This window comes from Candidatus Poribacteria bacterium (assembly GCA_009839745.1).
GTDB lineage: Bacteria > Poribacteria > WGA-4E > WGA-4E > WGA-3G > WGA-3G.
Map to the genome: position 1 here is coordinate 1 of VXPE01000003.1, position 25,666 is coordinate 25,666.

General features: G+C 47.5%; 22 protein-coding genes. 14 read left to right on the forward strand and 8 right to left on the reverse strand.

Annotation, left to right across the window (positions count from 1 at the left end; all coding sequences use genetic code 11):
* The first annotated feature begins 200 nt into the window (after nt 1-200).
* Together F4X88_00390 and F4X88_00395 are read left to right on the forward strand one after the other, a co-directional pair.
* Nucleotides 201-1,022: a phytanoyl-CoA dioxygenase family protein gene (locus tag F4X88_00390; protein MYA54726.1), complete on the forward strand. Its 822-nt coding sequence runs from the start codon at nt 201-203 to the stop codon at nt 1,020-1,022.
* 41 nt (nt 1,023-1,063) lie between these two features.
* The gene (locus F4X88_00395) at nt 1,064-1,927 is read left to right on the forward strand and encodes an arabinan endo-1,5-alpha-L-arabinosidase (GenBank protein MYA54727.1); all 864 of its coding nucleotides are present in this window, start codon (nt 1,064-1,066) and stop codon (nt 1,925-1,927) included.
* Between the two features lie 23 nt (nt 1,928-1,950).
* On the opposite strand, the gene F4X88_00400 is transcribed toward F4X88_00395, so the two are convergent.
* From F4X88_00400 to F4X88_00410, 3 genes are all read right to left on the reverse strand, one after another.
* Nucleotides 1,951-2,316: a hypothetical protein gene (locus tag F4X88_00400; GenBank protein ID MYA54728.1), complete on the reverse strand. Its 366-nt coding sequence runs from the start codon at nt 2,314-2,316 to the stop codon at nt 1,951-1,953.
* 95 nt (nt 2,317-2,411) lie between these two features.
* Entirely contained in the window at nt 2,412-2,594 is a 183-nt protein-coding gene (locus tag F4X88_00405; GenBank protein MYA54729.1) for a hypothetical protein, read from the reverse strand.
* Nucleotides 2,595-2,671: 77 nt separating this feature from the next.
* Nucleotides 2,672-3,385 carry a hypothetical protein gene (locus tag F4X88_00410; GenBank protein MYA54730.1) on the reverse strand — a complete coding sequence of 238 codons (714 nt, stop codon included), beginning with the start codon at nt 3,383-3,385 and terminating at the stop codon, nt 2,672-2,674.
* Nucleotides 3,386-3,801: 416 nt separating this feature from the next.
* On the opposite strand from F4X88_00410, the gene F4X88_00415 reads away from it, so the two are divergent.
* The 5 genes from F4X88_00415 to F4X88_00435 all read left to right on the forward strand — a co-directional run bounded on the left by F4X88_00415 (nt 3,802) and on the right by F4X88_00435 (nt 8,574).
* Entirely contained in the window at nt 3,802-5,697 is a 1,896-nt protein-coding gene (locus F4X88_00415) for an ATP-dependent zinc metalloprotease FtsH (protein ID MYA54731.1), read from the forward strand.
* Complete coding sequence (gene folP, locus F4X88_00420; protein ID MYA54732.1) at nt 5,694-6,518, forward strand: dihydropteroate synthase; 825 nt, start codon at nt 5,694-5,696, stop codon at nt 6,516-6,518. Before F4X88_00415 ends, folP begins: the two co-directional genes overlap by 4 nt.
* 4 nt (nt 6,519-6,522) lie before the next feature.
* The gene (gene acpS / locus F4X88_00425) at nt 6,523-6,918 is read left to right on the forward strand and encodes a holo-[acyl-carrier-protein] synthase (protein MYA54733.1); all 396 of its coding nucleotides are present in this window, start codon (nt 6,523-6,525) and stop codon (nt 6,916-6,918) included.
* A gap of 84 nt (nt 6,919-7,002) precedes the next feature.
* Complete coding sequence (locus tag F4X88_00430) at nt 7,003-8,034, forward strand: hypothetical protein (GenBank protein ID MYA54734.1); 1,032 nt, start codon at nt 7,003-7,005, stop codon at nt 8,032-8,034.
* Nucleotides 8,035-8,133: 99 nt separating this feature from the next.
* Nucleotides 8,134-8,574: a glycine cleavage system protein H gene (locus F4X88_00435; protein MYA54735.1), complete on the forward strand. Its 441-nt coding sequence runs from the start codon at nt 8,134-8,136 to the stop codon at nt 8,572-8,574.
* Nucleotides 8,575-8,623: 49 nt separating this feature from the next.
* Here F4X88_00435 and F4X88_00440 read toward each other — a convergent pair whose 3' ends face one another.
* On the reverse strand, nt 8,624-9,550 hold the full coding sequence (locus F4X88_00440) for a hypothetical protein (protein ID MYA54736.1): 927 nt from the start codon (nt 9,548-9,550) through the stop codon (nt 8,624-8,626).
* 56 nt (nt 9,551-9,606) lie between these two features.
* Here F4X88_00440 and F4X88_00445 point away from each other — a divergent pair, with 56 nt between their 5' ends.
* Both F4X88_00445 and F4X88_00450 read left to right on the forward strand, forming a co-directional pair.
* Nucleotides 9,607-10,446, forward strand: a complete 840-nt coding sequence (locus F4X88_00445) for an ABC transporter substrate-binding protein (protein MYA54737.1) — start codon at nt 9,607-9,609, stop codon at nt 10,444-10,446.
* 67 nt (nt 10,447-10,513) lie between these two features.
* Nucleotides 10,514-10,765 (forward strand): hypothetical protein, encoded by a 252-nt coding sequence (locus F4X88_00450; protein ID MYA54738.1) that lies wholly within the window; start codon nt 10,514-10,516, stop codon nt 10,763-10,765.
* An 11-nt stretch (nt 10,766-10,776) separates the two neighbouring features.
* Here F4X88_00450 and F4X88_00455 read toward each other — a convergent pair whose 3' ends face one another.
* Nucleotides 10,777-11,649 carry a hypothetical protein gene (locus tag F4X88_00455; protein MYA54739.1) on the reverse strand — a complete coding sequence of 291 codons (873 nt, stop codon included), beginning with the start codon at nt 11,647-11,649 and terminating at the stop codon, nt 10,777-10,779.
* A 161-nt stretch (nt 11,650-11,810) separates the two neighbouring features.
* On the opposite strand from F4X88_00455, the gene F4X88_00460 reads away from it, so the two are divergent.
* From F4X88_00460 to F4X88_00480, 5 genes are all read left to right on the forward strand, one after another.
* Complete coding sequence (locus tag F4X88_00460; protein ID MYA54740.1) at nt 11,811-13,250, forward strand: hypothetical protein; 1,440 nt, start codon at nt 11,811-11,813, stop codon at nt 13,248-13,250.
* Nucleotides 13,251-13,367: 117 nt separating this feature from the next.
* Nucleotides 13,368-15,668: a hypothetical protein gene (locus F4X88_00465; protein ID MYA54741.1), complete on the forward strand. Its 2,301-nt coding sequence runs from the start codon at nt 13,368-13,370 to the stop codon at nt 15,666-15,668.
* Between the two features lie 299 nt (nt 15,669-15,967).
* Nucleotides 15,968-16,996, forward strand: coding sequence for a hypothetical protein (locus tag F4X88_00470; protein ID MYA54742.1), 1,029 nt, complete (start codon nt 15,968-15,970; stop codon nt 16,994-16,996).
* Nucleotides 16,944-19,151, forward strand: coding sequence for a M6 family metalloprotease domain-containing protein (locus F4X88_00475; GenBank protein ID MYA54743.1), 2,208 nt, complete (start codon nt 16,944-16,946; stop codon nt 19,149-19,151). Before F4X88_00470 ends, F4X88_00475 begins: the two co-directional genes overlap by 53 nt.
* Before the next feature lie 246 nt (nt 19,152-19,397).
* Nucleotides 19,398-20,450 carry a hypothetical protein gene (locus F4X88_00480; GenBank protein ID MYA54744.1) on the forward strand — a complete coding sequence of 351 codons (1,053 nt, stop codon included), beginning with the start codon at nt 19,398-19,400 and terminating at the stop codon, nt 20,448-20,450.
* Between the two features lie 90 nt (nt 20,451-20,540).
* Here F4X88_00480 and F4X88_00485 read toward each other — a convergent pair whose 3' ends face one another.
* From F4X88_00485 to F4X88_00495, 3 genes are all read right to left on the reverse strand, one after another.
* Entirely contained in the window at nt 20,541-22,529 is a 1,989-nt protein-coding gene (locus F4X88_00485; protein MYA54745.1) for a DEAD/DEAH box helicase, read from the reverse strand.
* Nucleotides 22,530-22,559: 30 nt separating this feature from the next.
* Nucleotides 22,560-23,906 carry a PDZ domain-containing protein gene (locus F4X88_00490; protein MYA54746.1) on the reverse strand — a complete coding sequence of 449 codons (1,347 nt, stop codon included), beginning with the start codon at nt 23,904-23,906 and terminating at the stop codon, nt 22,560-22,562.
* Between the two features lie 155 nt (nt 23,907-24,061).
* The gene (locus F4X88_00495; protein MYA54747.1) at nt 24,062-25,663 is read right to left on the reverse strand and encodes a Zn-dependent exopeptidase M28; all 1,602 of its coding nucleotides are present in this window, start codon (nt 25,661-25,663) and stop codon (nt 24,062-24,064) included.
* Nucleotides 25,664-25,666 lie beyond the last annotated feature (3 nt).

Consider the following 25,666-nt stretch of genomic DNA (forward strand, 5'->3'; position numbering starts at 1 on the left):
TCTCTGTTGATTTTATAGCAAAACTCGTAAAAAGCACTTACTCTTGACATGAGCGATTTTTTCTTCTTCAGATCGGTTTCCCTTTCGTTGTAGGGTGAATCTTGACTGACTTCACATTTTATGCTATACTTTGAGAAAATAGGAGGCAGGGCAGATGATTTCTACTTCCTCAAAACCAAATAGAAGGGCAGGTGTAGCACATGGAAACCACAGGACGAACAATCAATATTCCGAAACTGGAAATCTCCGATCAAGAACGTGCTGAAAACAAACTCACACCGGAAAGCGTCGAGGCAGGTGAGCGTCTGTTGCGCGAGGCAGGATTGGTCGTCATTGAAAGCGTGCTTCCACGCGATTGGATAGCGGATCTCAATGTTGCTATGGAAAACGTCCTCCAGAACGAAGAAGAGGGACAGAACGGCGAAAACCCAATGCTGAAAATGCCGTTCATGGATGCCCGTATCATTGATAATCCGTTCGCAATGCCGATTCTGAAAGCGGCAATGGGCGAACAAGTGTTCGCCTATCTGCCTTACGGTTGCAACTCAACCTGTCCAGGTAACGAAATCCAATGGATTCATCGGGATTCGGGACAACTCTTCCCTGAACTGCCGTTTGCTCTACCCGTTTCAACGATTGTCGTTAACATTCCGCTTGTTGATTTCACAGTAGAGAACGGCGCAACAGAGGTGTGGCCGGGTTCACATCTTATTGTTGATGATGAGGCGGTACGCAATACACCTTACAATGTGTGTGAGGAAGAGCGGGCGGCAAATTACCCATCATTTCAGTTAGAGATGCCTGCCGGTTCAGTCGTTGTGCGGGATATGCGATGCTGGCATCGGGCAATGCCGAATCGGACAAAGGATACTGTCCGGCACATGCTTGCACTCGTCTATTTTCGACGGTTTCATCATTCCCCCAACGCCCCGGGAATCTTCGGTGCACGGATTCCAAAAGAGATATGGAACGACATGTCTGAAGACGCACAAGAGGTATACCGGTTTCAGACCCACGATTAAATAGGAGAACTATGGAACGAACACTGCTCATCCATCCCGATATGCCTGAGATTGATAGGGAACACGGTTTCTCGAATATCAATGGTCCCTCACTCGTTCGCGTGCCAGAATGGGTAAAAAATCCGCTGGGAAAATACTATCTCTACTTCGCACACCATCGCGGGGCTTATATCCGACTGGCGTATGCCGATGCTATCGAAGGACCCTACACCATCTATCACCCCGGTGCATTGCATCGTGATGCCACTGTTTTTCGGGGGTGTGACCACATCGCTTCGCCAGATGTACACATAGACGCAGAGAATCAGCGCTTTTTCATGTACTTCCACGGCAATCCCCGGGGTGGACAAGTAAGTAGTTGGGCGACCGCTACCGACGGTGTGAATTACACAGCCGCGGATACAATGGACAGGCGAAACAGTGCCTATTTTCGCGTCTTTTGGTGGAAGGGACACCCCTACGCGACGTATCATGGCTGGATAAGCCGCGCGGAAACACCGGAATGGACAGCAGGCTTCATTCAGCGGGATACCCCCCTCTTTCCACGTAAATCGGCTGAGGACAACACGGGTTTCCCGCGACATACAGCAAACCACCTTGAAGGCGATACTCTGACAGTCTATTATTCACTTTACGGCGATAGTCCAGAACGGATCCGTAAAAGCACCGTCCAGTTGACAGACGACTGGAACGATTGGGATCCATCTGCGCCAATAGAGGTCATCGCGCCAAAATATGATTTTGAGGGTGTGGATTTACCGATTAGCCCCTCGACAGGTGGGTTGGATCGCGAACGCGTACATGAACTTCGCGATCCAGCAATCTATTGTGAGGATGGAAAAACGTGGTTGCTCTATTCGGTCGCAGGCGAACAGGGTCTTGCGATTATACAACTTGCCGATTAATGCCCTTGTTCAAAATCAATTTTTTACAACAGAGATTCCAATAATTCATTCCAATACCATAAATGATATTCCAGGAGGTTTACTATATTGTCAATCGTTACTGCATCTGTTTGAGAGATTTGGGTAGAGGCTTCGCCAATTTCTTGAAATAAATTAAGATCAACCTGCGATTTTGCCATCAGGTTAATCAAGGAAGAGAACATCGCTTGCAGATATTTTTCCGGATCAGCTTGGTTTTCCTCAATATCATGGAGAATTTGAAGAAAAGCTTCCTTCACTGTTCTGTTAAGAATCCTTCCTGGGTTAGGACTTACGCATTTTCTCTTAAAGTCCCCCTGATAAGGGGCGGGGAAGCCCACACGGGAGACCTCATACCCGGGGAAGTCCATACGGACTTCATACCGTTGATTCTGATTCTTTAGGGGGTTAAATCACGGAAATACACTGTTTTTTGCCCAATTTGCGTAAGTCCTGTTGTTAATCCTTACTGACGTTTCTCAATGAGTCTTCCGACAAAAAAAACCAAAACCCCGAGTGTTAGGAAACCCATCTCAACGCCCATCGCTTTGGATTCACTGTAGCCATACGGATTGAAACACCCTAAATAGAGTCCGGCACCTAAACAGGCGATGCCCATCAGTTCCAAAGTTTTACCGATATAATACACGAATTCTCCAGCGCTATGTGGTGGTGTTTTATTGAACCGTAGGGCGAGATTTTCACGCCTCCCCCTACGGCAGCAAACTAATAGAGACGTTTGATATGTCCCCACTGGATTAATTTTTGTTGTCGAGTCGGTTCAATGCTCGCAGTGAAAACGAGATCGGGAAGGTAAGCATTCTCTTCCATAGTGTATCCTTCTGGAGCCCAAGCAATTTCCTGCCGAAGGTTCCCGCTATCGACATCGTTGTAGGCAATGAGGAACCCTATACTATTGCCCTTCCTCGCCAAGTTATCAATCCGGAAGCTCAACTCACATGTCTGCCCATCGTTTCCCCACGCGACTCGCGTCAGGGGCGATTTTAACGTGCCCATGTCTTTTTCAATTGGGATCTCAAAACGGTAGAGATCGTCTGCGCGACCCGAATGATGTGGATCTACGTAAAGGATAAGATGATCCTCACGCAGCAGTTTTGCTTGTCGGTTTTCGAGTTGATCGTCTATTATTTTAATAGCGACATACAGGAAACCGTTTCGCCACACCGCTGCGAAGGTTCCCGTAAAATCAGGAGATTCGCCCCTGCGTTCCCCGCTAATTAAGTCTTGCTCCAATTTACCGGGAATCACTTTTGCCCACGCCGGATCGTCAAGGTATCCATCCACGATAGGCGCGACCGATGCGAGGTCGGCGTTATATTGAAAATTTTGAAGGTTTCTCCCTGTAACATGCCCTAATGCATGAGGCACCAGAGCCAGCAGAAGGATAATTGTCGCAAGTATTTGTCTGTTAAAATTCATAAATTCCTCCTTTCCAGGATAGCCTGTAGGGTTGGATTTTATGTCCGGTTGATTTTCAAGGCACGCTATCTTACGCTTTATATGGGAGCTTTTAATCTATTTTATTACGATCGCGCCGGATCATCTCGTAAACATCCGAACGCCGTTCTAAATATTTTGTTGCACCTATTTGCTATTTCTTCATAATTATAGTATATCTTAAATTGCAATTATTTATCTACTTAAAATTGCTATATCACCTATTTGTGATTCAGAAATAGACGATTTTTTTAAATTCAGTTGAAATTTGAAAAAAAATCTGTTATACTTTTAAACTAAACAGCTTTTGATAAACTAATACGTTTTGAAATTAATTTTTTGTCAGTGCTCAGAATTTAACAGAGAGGCAATCGGTTGTGAATAAAAATACAAGAAGCATGGTGATTTGGTGGGTAGTTGTTGCCGGACTCGTTGTCCTCGGCATTTATCAGCTATTCAACCGCAGAGATCCAGTTTATCAACTTGCGACCTCTGATTTTCATCAATACATAACACGCGGTTCATCCCTGTTTGAAGGGTATCTGGTTTTAGATGAAGAATGGGTTGAAGGACAGTTCAATAAAAACAGACTTCCCCAAATCCGCGAAGAAATTCTGCAGAGCGTGAATCCTGAAGAGCAAGAAACACACCTCCCCCCAAAATGGCAGGGCGAATTTAGAGCCAGCCGCGATGCGATCGATGATTATGACATCCAAGCAAAACTTGACGAGTTTGAGATTAATTATAATGTCAAGCCCCCTTCTAAATTTCCGCAAGGTTTGCTGATTTTCGGGACGACCGTTGTCCCGCTCCTCATTTTTTTAGGATTGATGATCTTCCTGTCGCGTCAGATGCAAGGCAGCGGGAATCGGGCCCTGTCCTTTGGTAAAAGCCGTGCCAGACTCCACTCCGAAAACCAAACCAAAGTGACATTCGAGGATGTTGCGGGTGTCGATGAAGCGAAAGAAGCCCTTGAGGAGGTCATCGAATTTCTGAAAGCCCCCAAAAAATTTGAGCGACTCGGGGGTAAAATTCCGAAAGGGGTGCTCCTCATGGGACCGCCCGGCACTGGAAAGACCATGCTTGCACAAGCCGTCGCAGGTGAAGCAGACGTGCCGTTCTATAGCATTAGTGGTTCCGATTTCGTCGAAATGTTCGTGGGGGTAGGGGCATCCCGGGTGAGAGACCTGTTTGAAACTGGAAAGAAGAACGCACCCTGTATTATTTTTATTGATGAATTAGATGCTGTGGGTAGACACCGTGGCGCGGGTATCGGTGGCGGACACGATGAGCGTGAACAAACCTTAAATCAATTACTCGTTGAGATGCAGGGGTTTGAAGCCTCTGAAGGTGTCATCCTCATTGCGGCAACAAACCGACCCGACGTTTTAGATCCAGCGCTCCTGCGTCCAGGGCGATTTGACCGACAGATTGTTGTTGACTTGCCGGACGTTCGGGGTAGGGAAGCAATCCTCAAGGTCCATACGAAAACCCCTTATAAACTCGCTGAAAACGTCAATTTGGAAATCTTAGCGAAGGCAACTCCGGGCTTCTCCGGCGCAGACCTTGAGAATATGGCAAATGAAGCCGCACTCCTTGCCGCAAGGTGTGACAAAGAAGAAATTGACATGATGTGCTTTGACGAAGCTAAAGATCGCGTGCTTATGGGTCCCGAACGGCGTAGCCTCGTCATTAGCGACGAAGAGAGACGGGTTACGGCTTATCACGAAGCAGGACACGCCCTTATGCTACACTTTGTCCCAGAAAGTGACCCAAACTACAAGTGCACGATCGTTCCACGCGGTAGAGCCCTCGGTGTAACAGCGAAACTCCCTCTCGAAGAACGGCATAATATGAGCAAAAAACGTCTCTTGGCGCATATCATTTTTGCCCTCGGCGGTAGAGTGGCTGAGGAAATTATATTTGGTGAGCAAACCACCGGTGCCCAAAACGATTTTGAGCAAGCCACGAGTCTCGCACGCCGAATGGTTACACAATGGGGTATGAGCCATATGGGACCTCTTACCTATGGTAAACGCGACGAACAGGTCTTTCTCGGTAAAGAATTAAGTGTCCATCAGGATTATAGTGAAAAAACTGCCATTGAAATCGACAAGGCGGTCCATGACATTGTAACAGAGTGCTATAATAAAGCACGGGAAATCTTGGAAACCAACCTTGAAGGTTTAAAGTTACTCGCAGACGCCCTTTTAGAACGGGAAACGCTTGTCACTGAAGAGATTGACGAGATTCTCGGACCCCGGCCACAACTCCCCGCGAAACCGATCGTATGAACTGTCGCGGTAAATCGCTCACTTTAGGCTTACATACACATGTAATGGGCATCTTGAACGTCACACCCGACTCTTTTTCGGACGGTGGGTGCTATCTTGATGTCGAACAGGCGGTCACACATGCCGAACTGATGGTGGCGGAAGGTGCGACCCTTATTGATATTGGAGGAGAATCATCCCGCCCTGGGGCATCCCCGGTGTCTACCAATGAAGAATTGACGCGAATCCTACCCGTCATTCGCGTTATTGCTGACACCGTTGATGTTCTTCTTTCCGTCGATACATATAAAGCTGAAGTGGCGCGGCGCGCGCTTGAAGCCGGTGCCCATCTCATCAATGACATCACGGCGTTACGCGGGGACCCTACAATGGCAGCGGTTGTATCAGAAATGGAAGCGGGACTCATTCTGATGCACATGAAAGGCACACCCCGCACGATGCAACACGCACCTGAGTATAACGACATCGTTAGTGAAATTTGTGATTCACTTCAGAAAAGTATCGAGACAGCTGAATCCGAAGGGATTACGCCGGATCGCATCATTATCGACCCAGGCATCGGATTTGGCAAAACGACAAAACACAACCTTGAAATCCTAAAACGTCTTTCGGCATTCCGAAGGTTACACAAACCTCTGCTCATTGGGACTTCACGGAAATCATTTATCGGTAACATTTTAAACCTCCCTGTAACCGAGCGCGTTGAAGGAACAACCGCGACAGTGTGTTGGGCAATCGCACACGGCGCGGACATTGTGCGTGTCCACGATGTCAAAGCAAACGTTCGTGCTGCGCAAATAACGGATGCCCTCTATAGATAATCTGATGCACCAGCAAAAAATTCAGGGAATCGGCATTGATATTGTTGAAGTTGAACGGATCCGAGATGCGTCTCGCCGGTGGGGACCCCGTTTTGAACAACGGGTGTATACGCAGCAGGAACTCGCTTATTGCGGAGATGCCCCGTCTCGGTACTGGCGGCTTGCCGCTCGTTTTGCTGCGAAAGAGGCAACACTCAAGGCACTCGGCACAGGCTTGACCACAGGAATGCGATGGCAAGACGTAGAAATTCGGGCGAATACAATCGGAAAACCGGAACTCATTCTACACGGCGAAGTGCAACGCTACGCACAGAAATGCAATATTAGCGCAGCGTTCGTCTCTATGTCACATACAAATGACTACGCTGTAGCACAAGTTACACTCTGTTCCATGAGGTAAGAAGTGAAATACGTCCAAAATTGTATAGCGACTGTCCTATCCTGCACAGTAAGCCTCTTTTTTGTTTTCAGTAGTACCGCCTCCATGTCAAACACCAGAGCATCCGCAGATGGGTTCCTCAAACAGTTGCTTGGCGCGGAACATTATGGGATGGGAGGTAGTTTCGTCGGCGCAACCCGCGGAGCACACGCCTTAGGGAGTAACCCCGCGGGTGTCAGTGAACCAACGGGGAACCGTTTCGTTATTCACGCGACCCGTTTCCCACGCACGATCGCCCTGCTTTCCAAACCGAACCTCAATGCCAATTATGAGGATTATAGTCGGTACGAGCAATACTCGTCGGGTGTTGAAACTTTAAATTGGGCGTTTCCAATGGGAAAATTCGGTGCGCTTGGATTGGCACTTGCTTTTGAACAAGCCGGTGCGTTCCGTCGAGTAGACTACCTTGGAAAGGCTCTTAACAGTTTTCCTGAAAATAACCTCGCGATCGGACTCAGTTACGGCGTAAATTTGTTCGGTGGGACAATTGTGGGTGTTGATACGAAATGGTTGCGCTCTAAGGCAATTGACATGAATGGCAAGGAGGACTTCGGGCACGGATACGCCTATAATGTCGGTATTATCCAGCAGGTTGGAGAGACCATTCAGATAGGTGCTGTCATTCAAAATTTGAGCAACGGACTCTCCTTCTCTGACCCGTCTATTCCAGATACAATGGAGCGCACGATTGTAACAGGTATCGCATACCAGCGCGAAATATCGGACGTGGCTTTGAGAGTTGGTTTAGACGCACATCCCCCTTTCCGCGATGGGATTCGAATAAATATAGGGGCTGAAGCGTGGTATCGTTACCGACTCGGAATTAGAATTGGGTACCTGAGAGACACACAAAAGCGTTACACATCGGTGCTCCTTTTGCAAGACGCTTTATTTGAAACGGAAGAACGGCTCTGGAAAGCAGAAGGGCTCTGCTTCGGGATCGGTTTCAGACTCGGAAACATCATTCTCAACGCAGCATATACACCGCAATTTACACCTGTCGTGGTAGATGAAGAACGCATTCACATTGTGCAAGGCAAAGCCGTGTATGCTTTTTCAATCGGACAAGCCTTTTAGCAATCGGCAAAACGCAGTCGAACCCTTCCAAGCGAAACCCGAAGGTATTGGAATCGTTAAGTGATAGCACCTATCATATCTGATGTGAGGAGGTTGACGATGGAAAACATTGAAATAAAATACACAACGACTCACGAATGGATTGAATTTCTCAATTCAAGGGTGTGTAATGTTGGAATCACAGAGCGGATTCAAGAGATCTACAGCAGTGTTATTTTCATAGAGTTACCAGTTCTCGGCGAATACGAACAGGGCGAAATTATCGGACGCGTTGAAACATCAGAGGGGAGAAACTTCTATATTTATGCGCCTGTGACAGGTGAAATTTACGAAATCAACGCGGCTCTCGACGATGACATTGAGCTTCTGAATCGCTTTCCAGAGGGAGATGGATGGATTTGTAAATTCCGGCTTGAGAACCCAAATGAAATAGACACACTTCTGAGTCGGAGAGAATACGAGGTACATGAAGAGGAAGAACTCAACGAAGATGAGTACTTGCCAGAAACGAATTTTTACGATAACATTGAGGACTATTGAATCCAAGTTCGTTCCAGTTGCCCGAAGTTCGGATACTATAGACAGTCCTTTATGCAACGACAGATGTGATGAAAATACGCCGGACAATGCTCAACTTTGGAACTGGTAGAACAGTCTCAATCTGGTAGCCAAGGTCGGTCAGTGTTTTACTGATATCCCGAAGGTCGATGAATGCGGCTTTCGGCGCACATGTTCGTAAATTTGACAAAATTTCTATCTCTTGCGTGCTATCTCTGACGAGATTAATGCCGTAGGGCAGGTCTGTTGCAATGGCGTCATACTGTTCATCGATGTGTCTCGCATCACCGAGTGTTACGTCTGCTGATAGTTCGAAATGCTGCAGATTTTTCGTGGTCGCGCCTATCATGCGACGGTTGACATCGTAACCCGTTGCGTAGATACCGCTATGTGCGGCAGCCATCACAATAGTGCCAGTTCCACAGCACGGGTCAAGTAGATGCTCCCCCGGGTGTGCTACTAAATTGACGAGCACACACGCAAGCCGAGCGGGTAGCGAACTTGAGGTCACGTAAGGGCGTTGATTATGGGCAAGCCAGACACCGTCAGACTCAGAAAGGAGTTGCCCGAACCACATTTTATCAGCCGTCACAACCGTTAGGAAAGTCGTCTGCGGCTGGCATAAATTCGCACTACCACCGATAGCAGTGCCGATGTCCCGCGCGAGGGTCATAGAGTTTACTTTTAGGTTGCGCGGCTTTTTTACGACAGAAACCCGAAACTCGTCCGCATGTAAACCCCTCGCAGTGATCTTCGCGCAGAGTTCAGTGAGACTGCTCGTTTCAAAAAGGATTTCGCTGCAACTCTTGAGATACGCGCCTCGACGGACATCAACACACCTGTCTGAAATCGCGATGCCATCTGTATTTGGCGCAGATCCTGTCAGTGCAACGCATTCCGCACGCACTAATTCTGTGAGTCCATCTGGGGTGGCTGTGAGATAAAGATATTTAGGCATTTTGATTATATTACTATCCGAAGAAAAACGACACTCCGATATTAAAAAGGAAGACTATGTCACAGAGAGAAAAAATTCGGATTGGGCACAGCCCAGATTCCGATGATGCTTTCATGTTCTACGCGCTCGCCAAAGGGTTAATCCCGACGGATCCGTATGAGATTGTTCATGTCATTGAAGACATTGAAACCCTGAATCAACGCGCACTTGCCGCTGAACTTGAGGTTACGGCAATCTCTGTTCACGCCTACGCTTACGTCGCGAAGGATTATGTGTTCATGCCTTGTGGGGCGAGTATCGGCGATCAATACGGACCCCTCGTTGTTTCCAAGACACCCATAGACACACTTGCGGGTAAACGGATCGCTATTCCCGGCAAAATGACGACCGCCTATCTTACACTTAGCCTCTTCCAACCAAATTTTGAGGCAGAGACCCGTCCCTTTGATAAAATATTAGACGCCGTCCAACAGGATGAAGTCGATGCCGGGCTCATTATTCATGAAGGACAATTAACCTACGCACGCGAAGGACTTCACAAAGTCATCGACTTGGGCGAGTGGTGGTATGAGGAAACAGGACTCCCGTTGCCTCTCGGTGCGAATGTAATTCGTCGTAACCTCGGCACCCCAAAAATTCGTGAGATAACAGCATTACTCAAGCAGAGCATCCAGTACTCATTGGAACACCGAGAACGCGGGTTAGCATACGCAATGACTTACGCACGCGATATGGAAACCGCGCTCGCCGATAAATTTGTAGGGATGTACGTCAATGACTACACGCTTGATTACGGAGAAAAGGGTAGAGCAGGCGTGCGGGAATTGCTTCACCGTGGCACCATTGCTGGGATTATTCCGCACGGTGTAGAGGCTGATTTTGTCTCGCTTGAATAGCCTCTTCGATTTATTTCTCTCAAGGTGAGGTTCTATACCTCACCCCTTTGGTATACCCACAAACATCATGGATGCAAAACGCCGCAGATATTTCCAATTAGAAAATGCCGATGGTAAGAGACTCGCCGATGGGATTCTCTATGATGAAGGAAACGTCCAGATTCTGTGGCGCGACGATTGTGGTCATACCGCAGAACAGTACGCATCCATCAACCTGGTATTAGATTTAGTACCGGGGGTTACTGTGTTGCGCCTTGAAGGCACTGCAGCAGAAAACGACAGAGAAGAGAACAGTGAATTAGAAGTATCAAGAAACTGAAGTATCTTCATTCACCGGAGCCGCCGATCCGCCAATTTGATAATTTTCCCGTTCTCCTGTGCGAGATACATATAACCGAGTCCGTCTAACACAATCCCTTCCTGTTCGTCACCGGGTAAGAGATATTGTCTGAGAATAGTGCCTTCCCGTTTAAGTTCCACGAAGAGGTTTGTTGTATCGCTGATTAATACCAGAAAATCGCCTTGCGTATCGTAAGCCAATCCTGAAATGTCAATGAAGTCCATTTTGTAGGCGCGGATAATCGTGCCGTCTGACTGTTTCGCTGTTGAGGAACGCAGGGGCACTACGACTTCGCACACGACCGAGGGCTCATCTTTCGCTTTGAGACTAAAGGATTGATTACCGACCCAAAACGTGCCCCCTTCTGGGTGTGAGGCATCTGGCACGAAAGCGATCGCTTCAATGCCCATGCCTCCTTTTCTCAAGAGTTGTTCGCCTTTATAATTCCTACCGATTCTAAATTCCCTTTGAATGGCGAGATCTTTTGGGTCAAGCTCAAGGATCGCCTCGTCGTCTTCAACAGCCGCGTAAAGTAAACCCGTATCCGGATTCACGGTAATTCCTTCAATATCCCGTTCGTTTAATCCTCCCGACTGAATGAGCCTACCCTCCAAGCTTACTTCATGGACACTCCCTGAATCGTCAGCCAAGAATAGACTCCGTCGAGTCGGATGGTAGGTGATACCAGAGGGTTCCGCTATTTGTGATTGCGTTATACTCCCGATCCAATTATACGGTAGCGTGACGGGACGTGATGCTCCCGTTTCTTTTTTCACCGATTGCTCCATCCGGACCAAAAAATATACCAATACGATGCTGATAATTGTGATCGCAAAAATAAGAACTACTCTTTTGTAAGACATCACAGCGCCTCCATCTTACACTGCTAAAGCGTTCTTTCCCAAACTCTTACTCTATACTTTATCATATTCTTTCCAGATATTCAAGAAAATTGAAAGTTTCGCTTGACAAACCGCTTCTGCTAATGATATTTTAATTAAACCTGCAATCTCGTTTGGAAGTTATGCCTGAAAACAAGGAGCGAGTTATGACCAACATGCCAAGGCTTGTCGTTGAAGTCTTTGAACATGTGAACTTTCATGGACGCAAGGTTACGCTTGTTGAATCGATCCCGAACACTGCAGAGATTGGTGCCCAAGATATCATTTCTTCCATTAAAATCTACAAGGGACCCGGGTTCAACGCGTCGCCCAACTACAAAGCCATCTTTCATGAGCATGAGGACTACGCAGGCCGCCGGCTGGTGCTTGCTCCAGGGTTCTATCCAAACATTCATGACATCCCTTACAACTTCGGGGACGCGATTACATCTATCAGTTTCAGTCCATCAGCGCATCCAACACCGCCGGAATATGGAGCAGTCCCGGTCATCATTGAGGTGTTCCGGGACGTAGACTATACCGGTCAACGGAGTGTTATCATGCGGGATGTCAGTTCAATGTTTGATATCGGGATGAACGATACGGTTTCGTCAATCCGAATCCAGCGGGGTCCGAGTTTTCCGTTCAGCGGATGTCATATTATTTTCTACGAGCACGCTAACTTTGAAGGTCGGCGATTGAACCTAAGCCTCAGTTCACAAGAATTTCAATTGGCACTTCGGAACCTTAGAGCACATCCACATTCGCAATCATTTTCAGATATTATCTCTTCTATAAAAATTGTGCCGTTAGGTGTATTTCGTGTGCTGATTGTTGTAGGCGATAGCGCAACAGGCGAGCCAGCAATATTGGAGTCCCTCACCTCTGTTGAAGGATTAGAATTTCAGTTTACGACTGTCCACATTAATGACAATCCTGACAATCGTGGGGATCCCAACAATGCGATCAAACTCTCAAGCATCACGCTTTCAGAGTACGACATCATCTGGTTTACTTGGAACGCAACGGGACATAATGGTGAATATTTCGTTGAAGATGCCGATCAAGCAATTCGAGAGTTCGTTCGTAAGGGCGGAATTGTTTGGGCTTCCGCAATGGATAACAATATCACACCCCCGGATGGTGTCCATACGACCGAGCCTGCCTGGCGTGGCGATTGGTTGCCAGTGAATCAGCACCCGATTCGCGTGGTTAATTCCAAAGATGGAAACGTCAAGATCACCGACGACGGACAAAAAACGGGTATGTTTACCTGGCCTCATAAGGTAAATGTCGACACGCTCGTAACCGACGATCATTGGGTGACAGACGACAGGAGTTACCGAAGATTGGCTGTTAGAGAGGATAACGGAGATCCGATCAGTGTGCAGTTACAATGGGGAGATGGGTATTATGTCGCTTTTGCAGTTGATACCCGTGATGCCTATCGGACGACTATAGCGAAACCTCTCATTGAGAATGCGCTCTGTTACTTAGCAAATCTCGCGTGGCAGACGTCCCCCCGTCAACCGCTCAAAGGGCGATACCGGACACATCTCAGCAGCGAGACCATTTTCCGGTAGGGAATAGTTATCAGTCTTAGGTTTTCAGTTTTCGGTTAAAAGTGTGCGGGCAAACACCGTGTCCGTCACAAACGAGTGCCTGACACCTGATAACTGACAACGAAAAAGGAGAACTGAATGCGTTTCATTGCTGTTATCGTTTTCTTAATAGCTGTTGCAGTCGCTGTTGGTTGGTTTGCATATCAAAATCTCGACCGCTTTGGACAGAACGAAGTCATACGGTGGTTGACAGCAATTCTCTTTGTATTATTCGCGAGTTTAGCAACTTTCGCTGCTACAGTGATCCGCTATCGTATACCGAAAGCCGATGTCGCACTCGTCCGAACAGGGGGTGCAAGAGAGAAAATTCGTATCACGGGGGGTCTCTGGGTTAACACGATTATCCATGAAATCAAAGAAATCTCTCTGAATACCATGCGCATTGAGGTCATACGAGAGGGTCCAGAGGCTTTGATTACCTACGACTTTAACCGCGGTGATGTCGAAGTTGTTTTCTACCTTAAAGTTGAACCCGAAGAAACCGACATCCTACGCGCTGCACAAGCCCTTGGCGATAAATCTATGACCCCTGAGACCGTGCGCGAATTAATTGAACCGAAACTCGAGGGTGCGTTGCGAAGTGTCGCAGCCGAAAGTGATATTCAAGATCTCCTCCAGAAACGCCAAGAGTTTGCCGACAAGGTCCAAGGAGCGTGCGGTGAGGATCTGGAAATCCAGAACGGTTTAACCCTTGAAACCGTATCTATTATTCGGGTAGATCAGACCCCCGTTGAAACGCTTGATGCCGAAAACCGATTCGATGCAGTTGGTATTCGAGAAATCACCGAAATCACAGCCGAGCAGGACCGAGAAAAAGAACGGATTGTCAAAGAAAAAGAGGTCGCCATCGTTCAGATTGAGGTCGACGCTCGGATACAGAAACTCGAAGCCGAACAGCAGCAAGCATGGGCAGAATCCGATCAGCAAAAAAATATTGCTATCTATGCCGCGGAACGGCAAGCCGAGACCCTTAAATTCCAATTTGAGATGGAACAGGGCGTGCAAGAACGTGAATACGAGATGAAGCAGGAGGTCGAGCGCGCACGTATTAGACAGGAACAGGTTATCCAAGAACGCGAAATCGAGATGAACCGTGACATCGAAGTCGCTCGCGTCCAACAGGAACAGATTGTCGCCGAACGTGAAATTGAAAAGAACCTCATCGTTGAAACACAACAGATTGAGCAATCCAAAGTTGTCCAACTCGCCGAAATTGAGCAACATCTCATCGTTCAAATGCAGAGAATCGCACAGGAACAAGCGATTGCGGTTCGCGACATAGAGAAAGTATTGACAGTAGAGAAAGCCCGTATTGCACAAGAAGAAGGGGTTATGCTACGGGATATTGCGCGCGATTTGGCAGTCCAAACCACACGTTTCAGTCAAGAACAACAGGTCCAACAGCGTGAAATCGAGAAAAACCTCGTCGTCGAAACCGCACAAATCGATCAGGTGCGCCAAGTCGAACTCGCAGAAGTTGCCAAAATTTTGGCAGTAGAGATAGCACGCATCGCACAAGCGCAACAGGTTGAAACCCGTGACATTGAGAAGGAACTCATCGTAGACAAAGCACGCATCGCACAAGAAGAAGGGGTTATGCTACGGGATATTGCGCGCGATTTGGCAGTCCAAACCACACGTTTCAGTCAAGAACAACAGGTCCAACAGCGTGAAATCGAGAAAAACCTCGTCGTCGAAACCGCACAGATCGATCAGGTTCGACAGGTCTCCCTCGCAGAAATTGCCAAAATCTTGACAGTAGAACAGACCCGTATCAATCAGGAATTACAGGTTGCCTTAACCGACGAAGACCGGAAAATTGAGGTTGCGAATAAGCAGCAGGTAACGGCACTTGCAGAGAAAGAGCAGTTAGTAGCGGAAGCTGAACGTATGGGCGCAGAAGTGGGTGTGACGGCAACAGAACAGGTGAAAGAAGCTGAATGGCAGCGTGAGGTGGCAATCATTGGTGCCGAAGCCCAAGCACAGCCGATCGAACGTCTTGCCGATGCTGTGCTTGCCGAGGCGCGAGCGAAAGCACAAGGCGAGATGGCAGAATACGAAGCTCGAAATGTCGCTGAACAACGCGTCCTCGTCCAAGAAGCAATCTTAGAACTCATTGATGAAGCCCCTGATATTCTTGAGGAACTCATGAAACCTGTCGAGAAAATCGACAGTATCAAGATCCTGGATATGGGTAACAACGATGGACAAGGGGGGCTCAACCGCAGCAATATGGGGCGGCTCGCAAATGCGTTGCTTGATACGGGTGCTATTTCCCCTATGCTTAAGGAACTGTTTAACTTCGCGGATGTAGACGCCCAACAGATTACAGACAAAATTGCTGAATATCTATCTGATCTCGTCAATCGTCCGAGTTAATCCTCTTCATTGCTCCTCTTTTTGGAAGAAACATGCGACATCAACGCTATCAAACTTCAAACAGAAAGCCTAAACGCCAACGATGTCGAACGTGTCGCTCAGATAGTGGCAAACGGATCTGTCCGGCACTTAACGGTATGTTAATTTGCCCGGAATGTTGTAGAGCTAAGCGTGCCAAGATCCCCGGTTGTGATGAAAACTGCCGATATTACGCGCCCCTTATTGTCTCCAGTAGAACGCATAAATCACCTGATTTCCCGTTGCATCGCTGTTTAATCAGTCGTTCTAAGGATACCGGTATGTTAATCGTAGTTGGGACCCGAAAGCGTCCAGATGGTAACCTAAAAGCGATGTTCCTCCTCCTGGATCTCTGGAAGAAAGGCATTCGAGATTGCTTTTTCGATGCCAAACTTTCTGAGAAACAGTTTGAGAAGGTCTCACAACGGATTGCGAAGAATTATAATCTCATGGAACCTACAGAACCGGATAACGATGAACCTAAAGAACTCATTCGCCTACCGAAGGATACACTCGTTATTGAAGCAGATGCCGCAATCCATCTCGATAAAGGGGTGAGACCGGTTGAGAACGCAGAAGCCTCTGGTGGAAGAGCGATTGACAGTTTGAAAGGGGCGCGGGCAATACACGAAATTTATATCCCTAAGACAGGGAAGTGGTACCTTTGGGCGCGCGTCTTCTTTGAATGGAGTAAAGATTCCTATTGGATAGGTATGGATGATGCACTTGCAAACCCCTGGGATCGGGATGGAGGTCCAGGGGCAATTCGCATTTGTCCCGATCCGGATGATACTTCTAAATGGCACCGCTGGTTATGGAACACCGGACCCGACAGTGTCGTAAATACCAAACAAGGCATCAACCCAGCCTTTTTCCAGATTAAACGGGCAGGCTACTACCGTCTCTGGTCTAAAGGCAGGGAAGGCGGTTCACGCTTAGACCAGATTTTGCTTACCCGTACGCGCGATTTCAACACGCAAACCGAAACAGAAGGGAACTCACTTCCCGTTAAACATGCACTGCACCCTTATGAGCCTGCTTCCATCGGCGAATGTCAAAAACTCATTCACCACGCTGTCCAGATCGCAACTGCTGTCAACACCGAACTCCCTTGGGAATTTAAATACTGGCTTCAGGATATCTGGGGAGACCTCACCGAATTCCCAGCAACAGAAGGCTCCCTCTATAAATGCCCCAAATGTGCAGCAGATCTGCCGCAACAGGCAGTCGATCTCATGACACAACACGCCCAATCCGATGACATCCAGTTCTATATTTTGTGCAGGAAGTGTGGAGGAGAGTTTGATTAAGCCTGTTTTAGTTCTACATTATCATCCGTCTTCGTCCATACGAATAATCTTGCTGAGTTTAACGATTGGTGTCCTTACCCTTGTTCACTTTCCTTCGCTCAGTATCGCTGCGCCGCCAAATCCGTATCTCTATTTTAACCAAGATTCAGAGAGCGGTGGATTCGTGCCTAAAACACCTGAAAGCAGGGTGGATTTTCTTGAGGCGCTTGAAGGATGCTGCTTCGTCAGAGAGCAAGGCGTCCTGCAGTCAGATGGCATAGAGTATGTTCTCGCTTTGAAAATAGATTTTGCTGATATGCCCGGCCAGAGAGCAGGTGCCGCTTTCGATCAATACCTTTTTGCAACAGAAGGCATCTCCCTCAAAACGTATTATCGTGAAAATTCTTATGGACAGATGGATGTTCAGCCGGGTCCAATCGGTGGCGTTTTCCCAAGAGGTAACACATGGATTCGTGCCAGAAAACCGATGACCTATTACGGCGAAGGCGTGAGAATTCTTGAACGCTATCGGGAGTTGGTTCGCGAAGCGTGCGACGCTGCGGACGCAATCGTTGACTTTTCACAATATGACAGGGACGACGACGGTGTCGTTGACCATGTTTTCCTAATTCATTCAGGAAACGATCAGGCTTCAAGTGGCATCATAGAGGATATTGCATCCCTGCTAATACCCGCCGTTAATGCTGTTCATGATGGTGTCCGGGTCAATACCGCCGCCGTTGTTGCCGAGGAACCCGATTTTGAACATCCACACTTAGGCATCTATTTCCACGAGTTCTTTCACGACTTCGGTGCCCCTGATGTTTACGGATTCGACTTCACAGATGCCCGTGATCACAAATGGGGCTTGATGAGCCAATTCGGTCCCTACCAAGGTCCGACTGAATTAGGGATCGGGAACGGGTTACAACCGAGCCATATTATGGGATACCTCAAATGGGACTTCGACGCGCGCCCTGAAAACGGTCGCCTTGGCTGGATTCAACCCGTTCAGATAACACAAAACCAACAGATTGATGTCCCGAGCTTTGAACTCGGACCCACAGATAATATACTTTTCAAGATTGATATCCATTCGTCAGCAACACCCGTTCGCGGAGAAGCACCAGAGTTCTTCCTCATAGAAAATCGAAACAAAACGTCAGGGGCGACTTTTGATACCCACCTCCCTGAATCGGGCATCCTGATTTGGCATATCGACGAGACGAATCCTTATCCGCTTGGGACGTTTGATGCCTCTCAACAGATTTGGCTTGAAGACCCAGCAGATCCCGAACACCGCGGCACCTATCAACAGAATGATGTTGAATTTATAGATGTGCAAACGATCACCGATGGGGCGGCTTACTCTGCGGATGATGAACAGACTGCCTTTACACCCGGGACTGTGCCAAATAGTAACGCCAACGACGGCACTGTAACCGGCATTTCTATCACGAATATCGGACCGGAAGGTCGGACGATTCCTCTTCTTGTGTCGTTCGGCGATACTTACGAACCAAACGATACACTTGCGACTGCGTTCCCTATTACATACGGACAGACGTATGAATCTTTTCTTTTCGATTTAGGCGATACACGTGATGTTTACAAAGTAGAAGCGACTCGTGACATCACGATTTTGGTGACGTTGGCTGACATTCCGCCAGGCAAAAACTACCGTTTGTCCCTGCATGCAGCAACGGGTGAGATGATCGCTACTGGAGAAAATGCCACCGACATCGGCGGATTGAAACTCATTTATCAACCCGATACGACAGATATATTCTACATCATCGTAGAATCAGATGGTGGCTTCAGTCGGATTGATTCTTACCGCTTGCATGTAGATCAACTTCAAGCAGGAGATTTCGCACTTGATGAGATAAAAGTATATCCAAACCCTTTCCTTACCGGGGATACAGCAGTGACATTTGCCTATCGGTTGTCTGCTTCACAGATCGCCGATAACATTCGTCTTGAGATTTTCATACCGGCGGGGGATCTTGTCTATAGCGAAACGCGAGAAACTGTAGGGACGCAAGGTAAATTTGAATGGCAGGCTGTAACTGGGAACGGCATCCCGCTTGCACCGGGAATTTATATCTATCGTATTTCCGCAAGGCAGGCAGATGCGCTTGTTCAAGAAATTGGGAAGTTGAGCATTGTAAAGTGATTGCAATAAATTCTTCTTACTTATTTCTTGACTAAAAATTGCAGTTATGCTATTCTAAAATCACAGCATCAATTTTGATGCACCATTTTTATCGAATTTCCCGAGTCTAAAGCCGCCAATTTCGATAGGTGGATACAGATTCGCTTTCGTGAATAAATCTATGGCATTTTGGATTTGTAAGAGTGACTCTCAATAGTCAACAGTTTTGCCATTCGGAGAATGGTAACCAAGGAGGCAACATTATAAATGAAATGGTTGAATAAATTCACAGCACTCAATCTTGGGCTGCTATTTGCGCTCGTCTTTAGCGTTGCGGGTTGTGGTACGTCACTCAGTAACTTATCACCCATTCAACCCGTGCATAACATAGCGGCAGCAGTGGAGTTACAGAGTAAGAATCCGACTGAAGAGGTAGTTGTACCCGCTGTCCCTTCTGAGGCACTCGCGAAACCAGTGCTCGACAAGCACGGTATAAACACTGTCGGATTCCGAGTTGGAAAAGCACGTGATGCCAACATGGAAGCCGTAACCTACATCTTCGCATTCAACGAATATGCCCATGCCGAGGATCAGTGGAGTGAATTCCTCAACGATTGGACGGATACCCAAACTGAGATTGAAAGGGGCAGCGGTGAAGATAGGAAGGTTGTTGACGTCCTCATGCTATCTGACCACCCGCGACTGTTTGAGGTTCAATCAAGACAGCCAATCCTAACGAAGACTAAGGATGGAATTACCGTCTCTATCGCGTATTGGCGGCGGCCAGACCTCGACCGAAAGTACAATCGCGGCAACGCTTTTTCACCTTTTTATGAGACTGAAGCACTCCATCAAGGCGATAAAACAGATGTGTTTTATGTGAAGATTACTAACAATCGGAGCGAAAACATCATCTTTGATGTCAAAAAATGCACAATCGTCGATCAAGGTGAGAACGTCTATGGCGGTATGAATTTTAATGATTTAAAGGAGCGCTTTACATATATGGCGCGCGCAACAGGGCTTTATGTTACAAACGGACTCGAAACTGCCCGGCGGATTCTCATAGAGAAACGGATGCCTATCGTTGAAAAACAGGTGGGGACACGTCGAACAGGAATACCTCCCGGTAAAAGTTCCGAGGGTTTCCTTCCATTCACACAAACCAAGTTGAATGCCCTCGAACTGAAGGTTATACTCCCGATTGAGAAAGCTCCTCCGCCAGGTGCAGCACAACGCTATCAAACGATAGAATTTGAATTCCCTTTCACGCATGATCGAGGGATTCGCGTCGCGCAGCCATCTCCGAGACGCTATTAATGACAGGAACGTTCACACACAGAAAATAGCATTTCGGACACTTCGCAAGCATTAAGATGCCCGTGGACATACATACCACGGGCATTTTTTTTATCCCTCCACAATTTCGCAGTCCGGGAGTGATTCTAAAAATTGTTTTCCGTAATTCGTGGTTTTTATCCGTGGGTCGAGAATCACGACGATTCCCTCGTCAGTCTGTGTTCGGATGAGCCGTCCAAATCCCTGCTTTAAGCGTAATATCGCCTCTGGTAAACTGAATTCAAAGAACTCGTTTCCGCCCTCTTCCTTAATCTGTTTCACGCGCGCCTCCATCACGGGATGCGTTGGAACTTCAAAGGGGAGCCTTGTAATGATAACATTACTGAGCGATGCGCCGCGAACGTCAACACCCTCCCAGAAACTGGACGTCCCAAATAGGACTGAGTCTGTATTCTCACGAAACGCCTGAAGCATCGCTGTTCGCGAAAGCTCACCCCCTTGTTTGAAAGTCTCAATCCCTATTTCCTCCAAACCAGGAGCGACAGCATCGTAAACTTCGTCCATCATTCTGTAGCTTGTGAAAAGCACAAACGCTTTGCCATGCGTCAGTTTGAGGTAGTGTTTAATCTGTTCAATCGCCGCTGGCACAAAGCGATGACTGTTCGGATGCGGCATATTACGGGGAATATGGATCTGAACTTGCCGTTTAAAATCAAATGGCGAATGGACAAGAAGTTCACGACATCCGCTTATCCCGACCCGTTTTTTAAAGTAAGCGAAATTGCGATTTGTAGAAAGCGTAGCACTCGTCATCACAACGCTATTTTTTACCGTGAACAGATGATCTTGCAACATCTGATTCACATTGGCGGGTGTGGCGTTGAGGAGGATACGAGGGGTTCGTCCGCGGGTCGATATCTCAGCCCAATAGACGTAATTCGGATCAGTCTGCCGAATGATCATATCCAATTCATCACGAAGGCGTTGACAATAATGTTGATGCGCTGTAATTTCCTGCTCATCATCGTCCGTCATAGCATCGTCGCGGAGGCGTTTCAAAGTTTTTTCAATATCGGCAAGAGGGGTATCCAGGACGTTACTGACAAAATTGCTTTTATGGATGCGCGGTGTCAGCACGTTCCCATTCTCCTCACTGTCGATTTCTTCTTGCACAGTCTCAATAATCGTTCTGAAGAGAGTATTTGCCTGCTGGCGCGCCGTTTCGACTTGCGCCTCAAGTCGTGGTGAATCGAACTGTTTCGCTAACCCCTCTTTACTTCGTTCATTATACAGAGAATCAAGAAGCCATTTGACGCGAGTATTGCTGAAGTCGATGCTGGCGTGGTTTGTGGCTGTCGCTTCCAGGTGGTGTGCTTCATCAATGATGAGATAATCGTAATCCGGTAGCACCCCCATCGTCGCCTCACTCTCCTTACGGATAGCGAGATCGCTAAAGAGTAAATGATGATTCACAATAAGCAAGTCGGCGTTGTACATTTCTCTTCGGGCTTTGAAATAGAAACAAATATCGTAAGTTTCGCAATTACGTCCAAGGCAATTATCTCTATCGGAGACAACCTTATCCCACACCTGTGGTTGCGGTTGCCAAGGCAGATCAGCCCTGCTGCCATCTACTGTTCGATCCACCCATGCCTTAATCTCTGCGATTTCTTCTACTTCTTCACGCGTATCAAACAGTCCGCGTTCATAACTCATCAAATTTTTGAGTCTTCTTCGTGAGAGATAATTACGTCGTCCCTTCGCCAGAACTACACTGAAATCGCGAGGGAGCACACGCTGAAGGAACGGAATATCTTTCGTTACGAGTTGCTCCTGTAGACTGATGGTATTTGTCGAAATGACAACTTTCTGTTCCGACTTCAGTGCGAGGGAAATTGCGGGAATCAGATAAGCAAAACTTTTACCAACACCTGTTCCAGCCTCAACAATCAGATGCTCGGACGCGGTAAAGGCACGAGCTACCTCGTGTGCCATCTGTAATTGTTCGTGGCGAAATTCGTATGCGTCAAGTTGTTGTGCAATAAGACCGCCGGGACTAAAGATGTCTCTGAGAGTGATGTTTTGTGATGTTTCTGCCATTTTGATAAATTAAAAATTTCCAAGTTTCCGTTAATTTCCGAGTTTAACAGTTAGCCGCTCTTCACCATGACTGCTTTTAATGTCAAGGATTAATTCCTCAGCGCCCTGCTTCGCCTGAAGAAATGCCTCGAAAGCCTGCACATTTGTGACTTTCTGGTCATTGATGGCGACGATAAGCGCGCCATTGGGTATCCTCGCCTTGTATCCGGGGGCATCTACCTTAACCATTTCAACAATAACACCCTGATCTTCATCAGTCAGGTACGTATACCTCTCAAAATCTCCGGCTTGTAATTTCCGCACGGATAAACCGAGTATTTCCCAAGCCACAGACTTAATTTCAACAGTCTGTCCCGCCAATTCAGGCGGCATTTCTCCAATCGTCACATTGAGTATTCTTTCATGCCCTTGCCTTAAAACTTTGATGACAGACCTCTCACCGACTTGTGATTCTGCGACGAGCATTTGGAGTTCAACAACTTTTTTCACCGCATTGCCGTTGTATTCAAAAATAATATCGTTGCGTCGCAAACCGCCAAGGTATGCCGGGGCATCCCTAATGATACGTCTAACGCGAATGCCCCCTCTCGCTGGTCGCATCTCTATACCGAGGTACCCCCGGATGACCCGCCCATTTGCAATGAGTTGATCGCCAATGCTCTTAACAAGGTTCATTGGAATAGCGAACCCTGCGCCTGCCATCGCCGGAGCGGGTGTATTTTCATTGTTACCAATACGCCGAATGAGTGCGTTCATCCCAATAACCTCACCTCGGATGTTCAGTAACGGACCTCCACTACTCCCCGTATTAATCCAAGCGTCTGTTTGGATAAAGTCTTGGTATCGAACAAAACTGAAACCTCGGAGAATCGAACGACTCTTACCACTCACAACGCCTGTTGTCACAGTGTAATCGAGTCTAAACGGATTGCCGATAGCAATAGCAAATTGCCCCACCCGAACTCTTGAGGAATCAGCCAAAGGAATGACAGGAAACGCTTCGTCTCGTTCAATCTTTAGAACTGCGACATCAGTGTTATGATCCGTTCCAACGAGCTCTGCCTCAAATCGACCACCATCTAACAACATTACCCTTATATCTCTCGCATCGTGAACAACATGATGGTTGGTAAGAATGTAACCCTCTTTGCGAAAAATAAAGCCTGACCCCACGCGATCTTGAGATTGAGACCCTTCCATTGACAAAACCTCAACACGAACAATCGCCGGCTTGCTTCGAGCCACAACATTCACAAACGCGTTTTCAAAAGAGGTCAACAGATCCAGGTCGCGCTGTTGGTTAATCGGTTGGGCACAAGAAGAGACTAAGACCACAGTAGATACCAAAAGAATACAGAGATCTATACTTTTCCTCATCGCATCGTCTCCTTACACGCAATTAAGTCTGTTCCGTTGGGACAGGTGTCCAGTTTATGCCTTGTCTGTTCAATCAGGGTTCGATCTTCCTTTATCTCCATTTCTGTATAGTCTATTTTAGCATAGTTTCTTAGTAATTGTCAAAGTGTTCTTCACTACCGAAAAATCGCCAACTTCTCCAGATACGTATACGTCTCTCCCTTTGAAACAACCGAAATATGGCAGATATAAACACCAGGAGATACTGCCAACCCGTAGGAGGTTTGCTGATTCCACCACGTCCGCCAGATACGTTGATCCAGTCTGTCAGCGACCCCTTCAATCCGCTTTATCAAATTACCCCCCGAATCATAGATAAGAATCCGTAGGTCTGTTATATCTACACTTGCGGCAACTCGAAATTCAGTCAAACCGTCTGAACGCGTCGGGTTCGGAAACACAATTACATCTTCCCAAGCAAACGGCTGCGTCAAAATAACGGACCTGTCGACTGAGACCGCCCCCAGTGGATATCGCACTGTCGCGCGAAGCGCGTTCTCTCCAGGGCTTAACGGCACTGTCGCAGTATAAGTTTGCGTCTCTCGATCCAAAACCGCCAGTGTCTGGCTCGGATAGACGATAATATCAATTGGAAAACCTGAACGAAACGTCCCCTTAATTTCCAATTGATTTTCTTTGGTGGTCAATGGAACCTCTAATGTTACCTGTGGAATCTGTCGCGTCGGATGGAACATAGATGTGAGCAGCCCGTCCACCGTAACAAGCACAAGTTGCGTTACCTTTCTCACCAAACCGAAATTAACCTTATCCGCAGTATCGTGAGATGTGTGATAAAAAGGATTGGCACCGTAGTTTTGAGAATCTCGCCACGGCGTGGAGCTTTCCGTTAAAGTGACTGCATTGTAATCCCCATCCCAGAACGATTTGTGAGAGGAGACATCAACGAATTCATCTTGGGTGCGACGAATCTTCAAGCCAACATTATACCATGTGTTCGCAATTATGAGGGCACGGCCTATCCATGCTGAATCGTTGTTGGTAATAATTTCAACAAGGTCGGTTTTCCAATTGAAGCCCAACATGTCCAGATTAAAAACACCAATGATCTTCTCGCGAATAGCGTCAGTCTCATCATTCCCGCTTGTTGTGAAAGCCTCCCGAACGTAGTGCCGGCTCCCAAGAAAACCGAGTTCCTCACCCCCGAACGCGATAAATCGTATTTCGTGTTCATATTCATAACGACTCAAAAGATAAGCGATTTCCAGCATCGCAGCGACCCCTGTCCCATTATCATTCGCTCCCGGGGCAGTGGAGGTTAATGGATTCCAATTCGGTTCACGTACGGCTTGCGTGTCATAATGTGCACATACAATGAAGATGCGTTTACTGGATGAAGTCGGCATCGCTGGCAAGACAGCCGTTACGTTTCTAATGCCCCCAAATACCTGCTCACTGACTTTCAAACGTGGAGATCGGCGAAACTGACGCATAATGTAATGCACAATGTCATCCGTTGCCTCGCGGTGGTGTGCGTTACGCGTGCGATGGGGTCGCAAGTTACGTCCGGATGCCCAGTTCTCCTGCAACGCCATGACCTGTGCTTCCAGCGCATCGGATTGCACCAACGTGAGCAGTTCATCACCACGAGTCAACACTTCCGCCATCACAGGAAAGGGAATAGATACAATAAGGAGGAGAATTAGGAGGCTTTTCAGCGTCGCGTGTAAGCTCTGTTTTAATTGCCTTGACATAAGCACGAA

Bases quoted from the DNA above. Each gene is read 5' to 3' on its own strand.
- F4X88_00430 (MYA54734.1), top strand. From the start codon at position 7,003: ATGTCAAACACCAGAGCATCCGCAGATGGGTTCCTCAAACAGTTGCTT.
- F4X88_00410 (MYA54730.1), bottom strand. From the start codon at position 3,385: ATGAATTTTAACAGACAAATACTTGCGACAATTATCCTTCTGCTGGCT.
- F4X88_00455 (MYA54739.1), bottom strand. From the start codon at position 11,649: ATGTCTTACAAAAGAGTAGTTCTTATTTTTGCGATCACAATTATCAGC.
- acpS (MYA54733.1), top strand. From the start codon at position 6,523: ATGCACCAGCAAAAAATTCAGGGAATCGGCATTGATATTGTTGAAGTT.
- F4X88_00465 (MYA54741.1), top strand. From the start codon at position 13,368: ATGCGTTTCATTGCTGTTATCGTTTTCTTAATAGCTGTTGCAGTCGCT.
- F4X88_00390 (MYA54726.1), top strand. From the start codon at position 201: ATGGAAACCACAGGACGAACAATCAATATTCCGAAACTGGAAATCTCC.
- F4X88_00490 (MYA54746.1), bottom strand. From the start codon at position 23,906: ATGAGGAAAAGTATAGATCTCTGTATTCTTTTGGTATCTACTGTGGTC.
- F4X88_00435 (MYA54735.1), top strand. From the start codon at position 8,134: ATGGAAAACATTGAAATAAAATACACAACGACTCACGAATGGATTGAA.
- F4X88_00415 (MYA54731.1), top strand. From the start codon at position 3,802: ATGGTGATTTGGTGGGTAGTTGTTGCCGGACTCGTTGTCCTCGGCATT.
- F4X88_00450 (MYA54738.1), top strand. From the start codon at position 10,514: ATGGATGCAAAACGCCGCAGATATTTCCAATTAGAAAATGCCGATGGT.
- F4X88_00475 (MYA54743.1), top strand. From the start codon at position 16,944: ATGACATCCAGTTCTATATTTTGTGCAGGAAGTGTGGAGGAGAGTTTG.
- F4X88_00470 (MYA54742.1), top strand. From the start codon at position 15,968: ATGTTAATCGTAGTTGGGACCCGAAAGCGTCCAGATGGTAACCTAAAA.
- folP (MYA54732.1), top strand. From the start codon at position 5,694: ATGAACTGTCGCGGTAAATCGCTCACTTTAGGCTTACATACACATGTA.
- F4X88_00460 (MYA54740.1), top strand. From the start codon at position 11,811: ATGCCTGAAAACAAGGAGCGAGTTATGACCAACATGCCAAGGCTTGTC.
- F4X88_00400 (MYA54728.1), bottom strand. From the start codon at position 2,316: ATGGACTTCCCCGGGTATGAGGTCTCCCGTGTGGGCTTCCCCGCCCCT.
- F4X88_00445 (MYA54737.1), top strand. From the start codon at position 9,607: ATGTCACAGAGAGAAAAAATTCGGATTGGGCACAGCCCAGATTCCGAT.
- F4X88_00485 (MYA54745.1), bottom strand. From the start codon at position 22,529: ATGGCAGAAACATCACAAAACATCACTCTCAGAGACATCTTTAGTCCC.
- F4X88_00395 (MYA54727.1), top strand. From the start codon at position 1,064: ATGCCTGAGATTGATAGGGAACACGGTTTCTCGAATATCAATGGTCCC.
- F4X88_00440 (MYA54736.1), bottom strand. From the start codon at position 9,550: ATGCCTAAATATCTTTATCTCACAGCCACCCCAGATGGACTCACAGAA.
- F4X88_00480 (MYA54744.1), top strand. From the start codon at position 19,398: ATGAAATGGTTGAATAAATTCACAGCACTCAATCTTGGGCTGCTATTT.